General features: G+C 49.4%; 15 protein-coding genes, 1 tRNA gene and 1 pseudogene. 13 read left to right on the top strand and 4 right to left on the bottom strand.

Annotated features, from left to right (window positions below):
* Positions 1 to 137: 137 nt before the first annotated feature.
* Positions 138 to 470: a DNA-directed RNA polymerase subunit omega gene (locus C5O24_RS06430; protein WP_107036274.1), complete on the bottom strand. Its 333-nt coding sequence runs from the start codon at positions 468 to 470 to the stop codon at positions 138 to 140.
* A gap of 70 nt (positions 471 to 540) precedes the next feature.
* Positions 541 to 1,341, bottom strand: a complete 801-nt coding sequence (locus C5O24_RS06435) for an outer membrane protein assembly factor BamD (RefSeq protein ID WP_107036273.1) — start codon at positions 1,339 to 1,341, stop codon at positions 541 to 543.
* Positions 1,342 to 1,521: 180 nt separating this feature from the next.
* Between C5O24_RS06435 and C5O24_RS06440 the strand changes: the two genes are divergently transcribed.
* The 6 genes and pseudogenes from C5O24_RS06440 (at position 1,522) to C5O24_RS06465 (ending at position 8,187) form a co-directional block, all read left to right on the top strand.
* Positions 1,522 to 2,118 (top strand): PASTA domain-containing protein, encoded by a 597-nt coding sequence (locus C5O24_RS06440; RefSeq protein ID WP_161553829.1) that lies wholly within the window; start codon positions 1,522 to 1,524, stop codon positions 2,116 to 2,118.
* A 1-nt stretch (position 2,119) separates the two neighbouring features.
* Positions 2,120 to 3,195, top strand: a pseudogene (locus C5O24_RS06445) (RluA family pseudouridine synthase).
* Between the two features lie 50 nt (positions 3,196 to 3,245).
* Positions 3,246 to 4,406: an acyltransferase gene (locus tag C5O24_RS06450; RefSeq protein ID WP_107036270.1), complete on the top strand. Its 1,161-nt coding sequence runs from the start codon at positions 3,246 to 3,248 to the stop codon at positions 4,404 to 4,406.
* A gap of 12 nt (positions 4,407 to 4,418) precedes the next feature.
* Positions 4,419 to 5,609, top strand: a complete 1,191-nt coding sequence (locus C5O24_RS06455) for a metallophosphoesterase (protein ID WP_107036269.1) — start codon at positions 4,419 to 4,421, stop codon at positions 5,607 to 5,609.
* A 47-nt stretch (positions 5,610 to 5,656) separates the two neighbouring features.
* Positions 5,657 to 7,798 carry a Tex-like N-terminal domain-containing protein gene (locus C5O24_RS06460; protein ID WP_107036268.1) on the top strand — a complete coding sequence of 714 codons (2,142 nt, stop codon included), beginning with the start codon at positions 5,657 to 5,659 and terminating at the stop codon, positions 7,796 to 7,798.
* On the top strand, positions 7,795 to 8,187 hold the full coding sequence (locus C5O24_RS06465; RefSeq protein WP_107036267.1) for a 2-amino-4-hydroxy-6-hydroxymethyldihydropteridine diphosphokinase: 393 nt from the start codon (positions 7,795 to 7,797) through the stop codon (positions 8,185 to 8,187). Before C5O24_RS06460 ends, C5O24_RS06465 begins: the two co-directional genes overlap by 4 nt.
* A 190-nt stretch (positions 8,188 to 8,377) precedes the next feature.
* On the opposite strand, the gene rpmA is transcribed toward C5O24_RS06465, so the two are convergent.
* Positions 8,378 to 8,638, bottom strand: a complete 261-nt coding sequence (gene rpmA / locus C5O24_RS06470) for a 50S ribosomal protein L27 (protein ID WP_107036266.1) — start codon at positions 8,636 to 8,638, stop codon at positions 8,378 to 8,380.
* Between the two features lie 23 nt (positions 8,639 to 8,661).
* Entirely contained in the window at positions 8,662 to 8,982 is a 321-nt protein-coding gene (gene rplU, locus C5O24_RS06475; RefSeq protein WP_107036265.1) for a 50S ribosomal protein L21, read from the bottom strand.
* A 242-nt stretch (positions 8,983 to 9,224) separates the two neighbouring features.
* Between rplU and C5O24_RS06480 the strand changes: the two genes are divergently transcribed.
* The 7 genes from C5O24_RS06480 to C5O24_RS13785 form a co-directional block, all read left to right on the top strand.
* On the top strand, positions 9,225 to 9,467 hold the full coding sequence (locus tag C5O24_RS06480; RefSeq protein ID WP_107036264.1) for a hypothetical protein: 243 nt from the start codon (positions 9,225 to 9,227) through the stop codon (positions 9,465 to 9,467).
* Positions 9,445 to 10,176, top strand: a complete 732-nt coding sequence (locus C5O24_RS06485) for a hypothetical protein (protein WP_107036263.1) — start codon at positions 9,445 to 9,447, stop codon at positions 10,174 to 10,176. Before C5O24_RS06480 ends, C5O24_RS06485 begins: the two co-directional genes overlap by 23 nt.
* A 218-nt stretch (positions 10,177 to 10,394) precedes the next feature.
* Positions 10,395 to 11,000: a metallophosphoesterase family protein gene (locus C5O24_RS06490; protein ID WP_237613025.1), complete on the top strand. Its 606-nt coding sequence runs from the start codon at positions 10,395 to 10,397 to the stop codon at positions 10,998 to 11,000.
* A gap of 99 nt (positions 11,001 to 11,099) precedes the next feature.
* Complete coding sequence (locus tag C5O24_RS06495) at positions 11,100 to 11,852, top strand: hypothetical protein (protein ID WP_133165483.1); 753 nt, start codon at positions 11,100 to 11,102, stop codon at positions 11,850 to 11,852.
* A 418-nt stretch (positions 11,853 to 12,270) separates the two neighbouring features.
* On the top strand, positions 12,271 to 13,047 hold the full coding sequence (locus tag C5O24_RS06505; RefSeq protein ID WP_107037079.1) for a hypothetical protein: 777 nt from the start codon (positions 12,271 to 12,273) through the stop codon (positions 13,045 to 13,047).
* 69 nt (positions 13,048 to 13,116) lie between these two features.
* Positions 13,117 to 13,267 (top strand) — tRNA-Pro (locus C5O24_RS13900).
* A gap of 17 nt (positions 13,268 to 13,284) precedes the next feature.
* The coding region (locus tag C5O24_RS13785) for an HAD domain-containing protein (protein ID WP_205961074.1) at positions 13,285 to 13,524 on the top strand (240 nt) is incomplete at its 3' end.

Below are 13,524 nucleotides of genomic sequence, written 5' to 3' on the forward strand. Positions count from 1 at the left end.
TTATATAGGTGTTGCCTTGTGCCGTTCAGGCTTTCAGGCCCACAAAGGTAGTGTTAATTTTTTAATCTGCCAAAACATTTGTGAGCTAAATCCTTCTGTCGGCGTTATTGCAGCCGTAATTGGCCACTTAATACGTGTCAGTCCATGTCCTTGTTGTCGGCCGGATTGCGGAAGTGGATTTTGTGCTCAATATATTCCTGTGTGGCAATGAGGGTGGGTTTCGGGAGTTTCTCGTAATAGCGTGAGATCTCGATCTGCTCGCGGTTTTCGGATATTTCCTCAAGGTTGTCGTTGAGCGATGCGAATTCCTGAAGTTTCTTTTCGAGGTCGTGCTTCATCTCGTCGGCGATCTGGTTGGAGCGCTTGGCGATGATGCAGACGGTTTCATAGATGTTTCCGGTTTCTTCGGAGAGATCCACGAGATCGCGTGTGACGGTGTTTAATGGAGCGTTGGTCTTCTTATAATCCATCTTGTTGTTGGCTTATATTTTGTTTGTTTCAGTTCTGAATGATTGGGAGGTCTGTGGCTTCTTACCGGTTTTATTCACCTACGTGACGGCGTGCTATTTTCAGAATGTTTTCGGCCTCCTCTTTGTTGGGGCTGTCGGGGTAGTTGTTGATAAACGAGTAATATTCGTCGATGACTTCCCTGAAGCGGTCGGCTTTTTTCTCCTCCACGCTTTGTACAGCCTCCTGATATTTGGATTTGAGTATCACCATTTCAAGATCTTCCTTGTAGCGTGAGTAAGGATATGTCTTTATGGCGTTGCGGGCGGTGATTATGGCTGATTCGTAGTTGTTGCCCATATAATTGCCGAGATTATAGTAGAGCTGTGCGTTCTGCAGTTCTTTAAGCGTCAGCTTGTCCTGCATCTCGAAAATTGCGTTCTGCGCTATGCTGACTTTGTCGGATCGCGGGAAGTAGTCGAGAAATCCCTGCAACTCTTCGATGCCTCTCATCGTGTCGCTTTGGTCGAGCTGGGGCTCCGGGGAGTCGAGATAATATCCGTATCCGCAGTAGAAGCGTGCAAGTTCGGTGTATTTTCCTCGCGGATATCGGGTGTAGTAGTTTTTGAAATATACGCTTGATGATGCGTAATCTTTGTTCTCGTAGTTGCTCAATGCAAGGAGGTAGAGCGCGTCCTCGGCTTTTTCCTGACCTCTGAACTGGTCAACAATGTCGTTGAGCACTGTCGAGGCCTGCACATATTTTTTCTGCTCGAATGCACGTTTGGCAAATTCGAGCTTGAGGTTGGGGTCGGTGCTTTTGAGCACTTTGTTATACTCTCCGCACGATGTCAGTGCTACGGCCGAGAGCAGTATTATGAGGTATTTGCGCATTATGCCTGCTTGATTTGGTAGAAATTTCGGCCACAAAGTTACATCTTTTTATCGAAAAACTATCAATGTTTTGAGTCAATTCCGTTGTAAATTGTTAACTTTGCCATGCGTTTTATTACATCCGGCAGTGGTCTTACGGCCTTCCGGCAGCTGATAATTATTGTGAAAAGTACAAGTAATTTGAAATTTAAGTGGCGTCCGGGCGCTTTCACCACCCGTTTTCTGTTTAATCTGGCTCTGATGGCTCTTGTGGCGGTCGTGTTTGTGTGGCTGTTGCTGGTGTGGCTCGACTCATGGACAGATCATGGACATTATGTGGAAGTGCCGCAGGTGAAGGGCATGACCTATGAGGTTGCCATGAGCAGTCTTGAGAGTGAAGGCTTCGAGGCTGCGTTGAGCGATTCGATATATGACGAGAAAACTCGCCCAGGCACAGTTGTGGAGCAAAATCCCAAACGTGGAACGAAAGTGAAGGCCGGGCGTACGGTGTATCTGACTATTACGGCATTCTCTCCGAAGAGTGTGAGTGTGCCGTCGCTCACCGATGTGTCGCTGCGTCAGGCTCGCTCGATACTTGAGGGACTCGGTTTCCGGAATATATATGTGGAGTATGTGCCGTCGGAATTCAAGGATCTGGTGGTGTCGGTGAAAAGCGACGGCCGCCAGCTTCAGGCTGGCAGCCGGCTGCCTGTGACTGCATCGATAGTGCTGAATGTAGGCGAAGGCGTGTCGGATGATATTGACACTACGGCGGATCCTGAAACCGAACAGTTCTGATATGGAGGATGCCGATATCGACGAGCTGGACCTGAGCGCGTCAGCAACGACTGACGGTGATGACGGACGTGAACTGTTTGAACACTTCCGGTTTGTAGCCGACAAGGGTCAGCAGTTGCTGCGTGTGGATAAGTTTCTTGTCACACGTATAGAGAAGTCGTCGCGCAACCGTATTCAGCAGGCGGCCGATGCGGGCTGCATATTGGTCAACGGGCGTGCGGTGAAGAGCAATTATCGTGTCAAGCCGCTCGATGTAGTGGCAGTGGTGATGGATCGTCCACGCTACGAGCTGGATATCATACCTGAGGATATTTCCATAAATATAGTATATGAGGATGATACTGTGCTCGTGGTAGACAAGCCGGCGGGGATGGTGGTTCATCCCGGACACGGCAATTACAGCGGCACGCTCGTCAACGCTCTGGCATGGCATTTCAAGGATAATCCCGACTATGACGCCGACGACCCTCGCATGGGACTGGTGCATCGTATCGACAAGGATACGTCGGGTCTGCTTGTCGTGGCCAAGACTCCTGACGCCAAGACAGCTCTCGGTCGTCAGTTTTTCGAGAAAACCACAAAGCGCGAATATATGGCGGTCGTATGGGGGTGCCCCTCTCCGCGTCAAGGGACGATTGTGGGCAATATCGGACGTTCGCTTTCCGACCGGTTGCGTATGGATGTTTTTCCGGAAGGCAGCGAGTATGGGCGTCATGCGGTCACGCATTATGAGGTGCTGGAGGATCTCGGTCCTGTAAGCATGGTGAAATGTGTGCTTGAAACCGGACGTACGCATCAGATTCGTGCCCACATGCGTCACATCGGTCACCCGTTGTTCAGCGATGCCCGCTATGGCGGCGATCAGATATTGCGGGGGGAGCGTACGGCTGCCTACCGTAAATTTGTTGACAACTGCGTGGCGCTGTGCCCCCGTCAGGCGCTTCATGCCCGCACTCTCGGTTTTGTGCATCCGTCTACGCGCAAAGAGATGTTTTTACGTCGGAAGTGCCCGACGATATGCGGCAAATGATTGAAAAATGGCGTCAAAGAGCCGCGCAAGTGAATAAAAATTTGTAACTTTGACTCCCGAATGTTGCCGCATCGGCTTGCGGCCTGATAATGATGTTATGGACAATCTACACGATTTCAAAGCGATAGCCCCCTTCGACGATTCGCAGTTTGGCGAAAAGATGTCACTCCTTGTCAAGGAACCAGGTTTTGAACACGCAGTAAGGTATGTGATGCCCGAAGTGGATTTCTCCGAATTTGTCAAGCAATTACTGGCGATACCCGACAAGGCTACTTTTCAGTCAAAGATAATGTGGCCTTTCCTTGAGATGCTTGCCAGAAAGACCACAGCCGGAATTAGTGTCGGAGGAATATGCAATGTGGATTCCGAGAAGTCGTTTACGTTTATATCCAATCACCGCGATATCGTGCTCGACGCCTCTTTTCTGAATCTTTGTTTTCTGCGTGCCGGACTGCCGACATCGGAAGTGGCGATTGGCGACAATCTGCTCATATATGACTGGATCACAGATCTGGTGAAGCTGAACAAGAGTTTCGTAGTGCGTCGCAATCTGAAACTCACAAAGGCTCTTGAAGCCGCCAAGGAGCTGTCGGCATATATGCATCATGCTATCACCGACAAGCATGAGAGCATTTGGATAGCCCAGCGCGAGGGACGTGCAAAGGATTCGAATGATCTCACCCAGGAGAGTCTGGTCAAGATGATGGCTTTGGGCGGTAGCGGATCTCTACTTGAGAATATAGCCGAACTCAATCTTGTGCCGGTATCGATATCATACGAATATGATCCCAACGACGGCCTGAAGGCACGTGAGTTTTTGATGAAGCGCAATGATCCTGACTTCAAGAAGTCGCCGCACGACGATTTGTTGAGCATGGAAACAGGTATGTTGCAATTCAAGGGACGGGTGCATTTCGAAATCGGAAAGTGCATTTCTGACGAAGTGCGTGCCATACCGGCCGATGTCGACAGAGTTGAAGCTGTCCGTCGCATCTGTTCGATAATAGACCATTCGATACACGGCGGATACAAGATATATCCGATCAACTATGTGGCCGCCGATCTGCTCGACGGTGGAGCGTTGTATGTCGAGAAGTATAGCGAAGCTGATGTGGCGGATCTGGAGGCTCATATCAAGGACAAAGTTGATGCTGCCGGCATCGCGGGTATGTCGGATGACGACCGCGAATATATGCGTAGGATGATTTTGACAATGTATGCCAATCCGCTGAAAAACAAGCTGGCCGTCGCCGACTGATTGTAGACCACGATGCGAATTCCTCTACTGTTTCTCATTACAGTAATAGTTTTAAGCCTGCTTGTCGACGGCTATATTTACATAATGGTCCGTCGCAGATGTGTATCAAAAGTCCCGGCGAGGCTGCAGCTGGTGTCGGCAGTGTTGCTATATATGGCGCTGATAGTCGGTGTGAGTATGCCGAGGCGCTCGGGCGATGACGGATCGTTGCTTTTTATCATGTGGGTGCTTTTCGGCTATATGACGTTTATTATGCCTAAGCTGGTATTCGTTGTTGTCGACGCGGTCGCGTTGTTGCCCGTTTTGTGGCATGGCCGGCGCTGGAGATGGCTCTCGCTGACAGGAGGCGTCATTGCTATAGTGGCGTTTCTGGCCATGTGGTGGGGTGCCCTTGTCAACAGGTTTCGTGTCGATGTCAGGGAGGTGGATTTTGAGTTCCCGCATCTGCCTGCCGCTTTCGATGGATTCAAGATAGTCCAGATTTCAGATCTCCATGTCGGCACGTATGGTGATGACGACCGGTTTGTGCGGAAGCTTGTCGGTGTTATCAATGGTCTGCATCCCGATGCGGTGATGTTTACAGGCGATATAGTCAACCGTCATTCGTCCGAACTGATTCCTTTTGTCGACGCGTTGTCGGGGATAGAGGCTCCATACGGGGTGTTTTCGATTCTCGGCAACCATGATTACGGCGATTATGCCGACTGGCCGTCGGAGGCCGACAAGGCTGCTGACGTCGCGGCTCTTTGCGCCATGCAGGAGAGCATGGGATGGAAGCTGTTGCTTAATCAGACCGAATTCATACATTCGGGACGCGATTCAATAGCTGTCATAGGTGTGGAGAATATCGGAGATCCTCCGTTTCGGATATATGGCTCACTCCCTAAGGCCTATCCTGGTGTCGGCGACTCCGTAAGCAAAATCCTGCTGTCGCACAATCCGGCGCATTGGACTGATTCTATATCCGATCATGACGACGTCAATATAGCTCTGACCCTCAGCGGGCATACACATGCCATGCAGATAGAGGTCGCAGGGTTGTCGCCGGCAGCAATGCGCTATGCCACATGGGGTGGTATGTATGGCGACGAGGCCGGCCGGCATGCGCTGTATGTCAATATCGGCGCCGGTACAGTGGGGATGCCCATGAGGCTTGGAGCCACTCCTGAAATAACATTGATTACTCTGAAAGCGATGCCATAAAAATCGCAGAATATATATCGTTCATTTTACCCATCATCTGTTTTATCATGCCTCTTGACATAGCTGAAATAATTGGCAAACGTCTAAATCTGTCTCGTAAGCAGGTCGCATCAACTCTCAGGTTGCTTGATGACGGCGCTACCATACCTTTCATAGCCCGTTATCGCAAGGAAATGACCGGGTCGCTTGATGAAGTGGCGCTCAACAATATCCGCACGCAGGCGGAAGAGTTGGAGGAGCTTGAGAAGCGAAAGGAGTTTGTGGCCGATGCCATAGAGAAAAGCGGTGCGATGACCGATGATCTTATGATACGGCTTGCGGCAACGCTTGATCCGGCGGAGGTCGAAGATATATATCTGCCTTTCAAGCCGCGTCGGCGCACTCGTGCCGAGGCTGCGCGCCAGTTCGGCCTGGAGCCGTTGGCCAAGCAGATCATGAGCCAGCGTATGGGCGATGTGGTATCGGTGGCTACGCGATTTGTAGGCGGCGATATAGCTGATGCCGATGCGGCAATAGCCGGTGCATCGGATATCATAGCCGAGTGGGTGAGTGAGAATGAGAAGGCACGAATGCTCGTCAGGCAGAGGTTTGCCCGCAATGCCACTATCAATGCCAGAGTGATCAGAGGCAAGGAGGCCGATGCGGTCAACTACCAGAATTATTACAATTTCTCCAAATCATTGCGCCTGTGTGGCTCTCACAATTATCTCGCCATGCGCCGGGGTGAGGAGGAGGGACTGCTGCGGGTGTCGATAACGATCGATGATGATGAGATCATAGAACGCCTCGGACGCCTGTTTGTAAAATCGTTCTGTGCAGCTCCTGTGGCTGAAATCATACGTCAGGCTGTGGCCGACGGCTACCGCAGGCTGCTCAAGCCGGCTATAGAGAACGAGGTGGCCGCGCTGACAAAGAAGCGGGCTGATGATGCGGCGATCTCCATTTTTGCCGAAAACGTCAGACATCTGCTCATGGAGCCGCCTCTCGGACGCAAGAGAGTGATGGGCATAGATCCCGGATTCAAAAGCGGATGCAAGGTGGCGTGTATTGATGAGCAGGGTGCCTTGCTTGCTACGGAGACGATATATCCCTGTGCTCCTGTGGGCGATGTGTACAGAGCCGCCGATACGCTGTGTATGCTCGTCGGACGCCTTGGCATAGATGTTATAGCGGTTGGCGACGGGACGGCTTCGCGTGAAACCATGACCTTTTTGTCGGATATCACTTTTCCGCGCAACGTGGCTATACAGACGGTGAGCGAGCGTGGGGCCAGCGTGTATTCGGCATCGGATTGCGCGCGTCGTGAGTTTCCGCAGCTCGATGTCACTCTGCGTGGCGCAGTGTCGATCGCACGCCGGTTGCTTGATCCGCTTGCAGAACTGGTGAAGATCGATCCGAAGTCAATCGGAGTGGGGCAGTACCAGCACGATGTCAATCAGGCCGGGCTGAAGCGTGCTTTGGATTTCACAGTGGAAAGTTGCGTGAATGCCGTGGGTGTCGACGTGAACACGGCATCGCCCGAATTGCTTGCGCAGGTGTCGGGAATAGGCAATGCACTGTCAAACTATATAGTCGAATATCGCACCGCCAACGGCCAGTTCCGGCGACGCGAGCAACTGCTTGAAGTTCCGCGCATGGGGCGGAAGGCTTACGAACAGTGTGCGGCTTTTTTACGTATAAACGGAGGAGACAATCCGCTTGATTCCACCGGAGTGCATCCCGAGAGTTATCCGGTAGTGGCCCGTATGGCCGCCGATGCCGGGGTCGGCGTAAATGATCTGATACGCAACAAGACGAAGCTTGAGGGTATTGAGGTTGAGCAGTATGTGGACAAAAACGTCGGGCTGCCTACGTTGCGTGATATTATAAGCGAGCTGGAGAAGCCTGCACGCGATCCGCGTGTGAAGGATCCGGAGCCGGTGATGTACAGCAAGGATGTGGCGGAGATCGCCGATCTGCATATAGGCCAGGAACTGACGGGACGTGTCACTAATCTTACTGCATTCGGGGCGTTTGTCGACATAGGCTTGAAAGTGAATGGGCTGGTGCATATATCGCAGCTGTCTGAACGGTTTGTGTCAAATCCGGCCGAGTTGCTCAAAGTGGGGCAGGCTGTCAAGGTGAAGGTGATTGATGTCGATGCTCCACGCGGGCGCGTGGCGTTGACGATGAAAGGTGTTGGCCAATGAACCGCGTGCAGCATCACGAGGCTGTGATTTCTCTCGGCAGTAATGTGGTCGAGGCCGAAGCCATGCTCCGTGAGGCTATCGCGAGGCTTCGTCTGATAGGGAGCGAAATCGTCGTATCGCAATTTTACAACACGCCGGATATAAGCGGCAGCGGCAAGGTGTATGGCAATGCCGTGTTGTCGGGAGTGTTCGGACTTGATGCTGTGTCGCTTCAGAGCCGATGCAAGGATATTGAGAATTCGATGGGACGCCGTCTGTCGTCCTCTTGTGTGGTAATAGATATTGATATAGTGGTGTTTGACGGGGAAGTGATACGTCCGGTAGACTATGGACGTGAGTATTTCACAATAGGCATGGATTACATAAAGGCCGGACGTCTGCTTGACTGATGGCAGGATGTCTGGCGGTTGTAATGCCACGGGCTGAAATGTCGGGGCATCATCTGTCGTATCAATAAAATTAACGCTGCATCAGAAACATCCCGTTAGGGAGTGACTGATGCAGCGTTTTTGCTGTTGTCCGTGCTGCTTCTGTCTGTGTCGACAGATGCCGTAAAGTGTCTTTTGTCAGCGGCCGGGCTTATGCCTCGGCGGGAGCTACATTGATAAACTTGCGGCCCTCTTTGCCTACGGTGAATACCACAACGCCGTCGGTCAGAGCGTAGAGTGTGTGGTCCTTGCCGATACCGACGTTTTCACCCGGATGGTGAACGGTTCCACGCTGACGCTTGATGATATTACCCGCCTTGCAGTGCTGACCACCGAAAATCTTCACGCCGAGTCGTTTGCTTTCTGACTCGCGGCCGTTCTTCGAACTACCTACACCTTTTTTATGTGCCATGATTTCTGATTTTTTTTAACGGGTTAAGCTACTACTTCTTTCACTAACACTTTTGTGAAGCACTGACGGTGACCGTTCTTGCGACGATAGCCTTTGCGGCGTTTCTTCTTGAAGACGATAACCTTGTCGCCCTTTACGAGGGGAGTGAGCACCTCACAAACTACTTTGGCGCCGTCAACTGTCGGAGCGCCAACCTTTACCGTACCGTCGGCTTCAGCGAGGAGCACACGGTCAAACTCAACCTTCTCTCCTTCTTTGACAGCTTCGCCGAGATAGTGGACATACAAGAACTTCTCGGCCTCGGCCTTGAACTGCTGTCCCTGAATTTCTACGATTGCGTACATCTGTTTTTGATAATAAATACGGTTACATCCTTGGGCGAGATCGGTTTACATCATTGCAAGCCACTGCTTTTCGAGCCCTTTGGATCAATTCGGCTACAAAATTACACATTTTCCCTTTATCTGCCAAGCTATTCCACGCTTTTCTTCAACTTTTTTGTCCGGCATGGATTGCACAGACTTTGTGCTGTATCGATATTTGAGACATCACGGTTGTAATTTTGCAAGCAAAACATCAGACAATTATGACTTTCAATGAATTAAACTGCAAATTAATGAAAGCCCATGTACTTATGGGGGTCGGCACAGGAATCGGAGCGGCACTGGCTGAAGCATACGGTCTGCGCTCTCCTCTGATTATCGGTGTATTGACCGGATTGCTGTTTTCCATGCATGCCTACCGACCCTGTGTCAAAGTGCTGATAGCTGAGTACAAACGACTAAAATCAAAACAAGAACAAGAAGATGAAAAGAAAGACATTTCGTGAGTATCTGACCGAATGCCGGTTTGAAGACATATGGGCGGCAATTGCTGAAAACTTCTCTGAGCCTGATGAAATCAAGCCTGTCTACGTCGAGTATTACAGTAAGCTGCTGTCGCTTCCCAGTAGGCGCTGCAAAGGTGTCATAGAGCTGTCATCTCGTCCCACGATACAGCCTGAGGGAATGAATGCCGCACCCGACTGGCTTATAGACAAGAATGTAAAAACCTCCGAGACAGACAGTGCATACGTTTCAGCCGTGTTGCTTTACTGGGCTTCGCTGCTCACATTCATCACATCCAAAGAACATGATGATGACCTCAATCATTATCTTGATATCATTGAGTCTGACGATTGCCAGGCTCTCGGTCAATATCTGATGGAGTCAGTCGAGTCAGACCCCTTAGGATCAGTAAAGCGGGAGAGCGTCGACCGCAAAGAGCGTCTGTTCTGGGAAGAAACCTTCGCCCATAGCTCACCCGGCGACTGGCGAGGCATATTATACGTGCTTAAACGCAAGCTTGAATACGATATGGGCTTCATGCGAGGTTTTGCCGATCATGCCGGCCGTGAACAGGATGCCGATCGCATGCAACTATGCTGCCGCCTGATCGACGGCGCTACCGCTCACATATGCCCCGACGAACGGGCTCGCCGTATGCTCAATCTGCTTTTCAGAATACTCGAACAAGAGGTTACCAACTGGAGCGATTGAGAGTGTTTGTTTCCAGACAATTGTCGAGACTACAGATTGCGTATAAACATTTACTTCCCTTTTATTCGATTCTCTAAATGTTTCGATGTGTTGTATCGCAAACGAGGCATAATGAAGTGGGTCTAGCGACAAATATTTTATGAGCGCAAAATTAGTGCAGTCTATTGTCATGATCTGTCAGTAGGGTTTATTAGCTTTGCAAAAAAAATGTATGACTAATGAAAATACTACATCTCTCAGACACTCACAGTGCGCACCATCGGCTGAAGAATCTGCCCGAGGCCGACATCGTGGTTCACTCCGGCGACTTCTGCATGGTAGGAGAAGAGCGCGAGGCAATGGACTTTCTCTACTGGTTTTGCGACCTGCCATATCGCCATAAGATATTTATCTGCGGCAACCATGACTCATGCCTATATGACGCAAACATCGATGGCCTTGACGGCAACGTCCACTATCTATGCAATTCGGGCATCGAGATAGACGGACTGAAATTCTATGGAGTGCCTATGTTTACTGAAGACTGCATCACCAACAGGCAGACGCACCATTATGCTAAAATACCGGCAGACACCGACATGCTGATAACCCACTCGCCGGCATACGGCATTCTCGATTTCGACGATGGCATCAACTATGGGTCGGAAGAGATACTTATGAAACTTTCCGACCTACATCTGAAAGCGCATCTCTTCGGTCATATCCATCCTACATCTGAAAGCGCATCTCTTCGGTCATATCCATCGCCAACACGGAATTATCGGGCAGAACGGCACTATCTTCTCCAACGGGGCGATAATGAACGAGGACTATTCAGCACTTAGCACTCCTGATATAATCGAACTGTAATGTCAGTATCAAAATTTAAGCGTGTCCTATGGACATTAAATGAGTTCGTCAAAGCCTCTTCCAGTGGCATATCAATGAACGAACTAAGTGACAAATGGGCAAATTCGCCGATGAACGATGAAAAAGAGCCGGGTATCCCGGAACGAACATTCCATCGCTTGCGCCGCAACGTTGAAAGCATCTTTGACGTGGAAATAGAATGTATCAAAGGGATAGAACCTCGTTATCGTGTGTCGTCCAATGACCTCGGTCCCGGGGACGGCAATCTGTATAATCTGATTCTCAACAAGGCGACAAAGGATGAAAGATCCAAATCTGTCCGTGAAATTTTAGGGTTGATATTGCTGGGTGCGGATATTCCGTCAGGCGACATGGAGGCCGTAAAGGACATAATGCATAAACTCAGAAGTATTCCGTTTGATTATGGCAAACAGTTGATTACTTCAGTTGAGGCCGGCGATATACAAGGCGCTGATTGCGCTGAATGGGATGAGTATTATCGTGGGTACGTCTGCCTGTGGAATAAGGCTGATTATAACAGGACTGACCTATGGGTTTCTATTGGCATATATGATGACCGGGTGCTCTTCTATATCGTTACCGGCTCACAGGACTCTGCGTATCATGCAAAAGTGTCTGAATTGTTGGACGTTGATAATGGAGAAATGTATCGTGGCGACTACTGGTGGTACGAACCAACTGACAAATCGTTGTTCCAACTCGACTTCCAGACGTTCCCTGACATGAAGGAAGTAAAGCGCCGCGCTGAGCTGCTTATTGCCAAAATTGCGGAACTGCCAGATGATATTCAGAAACTGGAGGAATAAAAAATTATAGTTTTTGCTTTGCTGACCACTTATGGCAGTATCTCGTTGTAATTTTGTGCTGTAAAACATAGCGAGCACCTGCGATAACCTATTGCGGTTCAAAATTTAATTTGTAAATTTGCGGTATTAACCAAAACCGCGAAAATACGAAACAGACAGTTTAGAACCACAAAAAATATTGCACATCTTGCAATGACCGCCATCCGATTCGGTAAAATCTGGTAAATTCTACGAGGAATCATAAGATGGAAGTCAACGGCAAGCCGTGTATCCTCACCCGAGGACGCAGGCTGCTTTTGCTTCAATCTTGATTCCGGGCTTACCAGAGCCTTACCGAAAGATAGAACCATAAGAGTGTTGCGCCCTCTTTTTATTAGCATACAATTGAAACTATTAACAACATATAATTTTATTAGACATGAACAAAACGAAGTACTCACATGCCGAAAATGACAAAATTCTTGATATTTGGGAAGAATTCTCTATTAAAAATGGGGATGGAGAAATAGAACGTGATGGTGTCGCCTATAAAGGTTGCATACATACTTTTCCCGGTGCTGATGAGAAAGTTTATCACGAACGCGAAGTTGGGAATGAAGAGAGTGCTTGGAACAACTCAGACAAACGCATTCTTTTCGTAGCTAAGGAACTCAATGATCCTAACAATCCCTATGATTCTCGTGTCGTTATAACATACGACTCTAAGAATGGTATTGCACCTACCGATAAGTTTCTCAAGAGCATGCTCTATATCACGAAAGGTCTCATGGAATCTACTGCTGATAAAGTTGCCGAATTCAATCGTGATGAGTCCATGGACAATATTATGAGCACCTGGGATAAATCTGCAGTTGCTAAAATCAATGTCAAGAAGCAGCCGGGAGGGTCCGTATCTGATATGGCTGAAATAGACTCCTACATGCAAACTTATCGTGATTTACTCAAAAGACAACTTCTGCTTCTAAATGCAAATATAATCGTTTGCTGTGATAATAAGACAACTATCCTCTCTACCATTAAACAACTGGTTTATCCTGAAGCTCTCCAGTTGAACGATGAAGTTTGGTATGACGAATGCTCTAAAACACTATTGATTGAAAGCTATCACCTCTCAGCTTGGACCAAATCTTACGAAGACAAATACAATCGAGTGATAAGTAACTATGCAGATGCTCTTGCAAAGATTAACGCATAAACACATTTTTCAAAGAGTCGTGCCGCAAAATGAGACACACGTGTCGTAATTTTGCGATACAATCACATCAGCCTGGTGGCGGAATTGGTCAGACGCGCTTTGTGTGCCGCGGAAGCGGTATTGCCGGTTGGCTTCGCCCATTCTCCTCGTGCCTCGGCATAGTTCAAGCAAGCTTGACTCTGCTCTCGGCACTGCGTCGAGTCGAGTCCGGCCCGGGCTGCTAAAAAGAGAAAACTGATGAATCGACCTGTAATATTTCTCGACTTCGACGGTGTGCTCAACACTGAGCAATGTCAGGCGCGGCTTGCCGTTGAAGGAATGCCGAACAAGGATGCATGGGGGCCGCTCTTCGACCAACGCGCTGTTGAGAATCTGCGCCGGATTATTGACGCTACCGATGCTGCAATTGTCATTTCTTCATCGTGGCGTTACGCTCATAGTCTCGGCAGTCTGCGCATTATGTGGGAGGTGCGGGAG

Origin of the sequence: Paramuribaculum intestinale, assembly GCF_003024925.1 — a bacterium.
GTDB classification, from domain to species: domain Bacteria; phylum Bacteroidota; class Bacteroidia; order Bacteroidales; family Muribaculaceae; genus Paramuribaculum; species Paramuribaculum intestinale.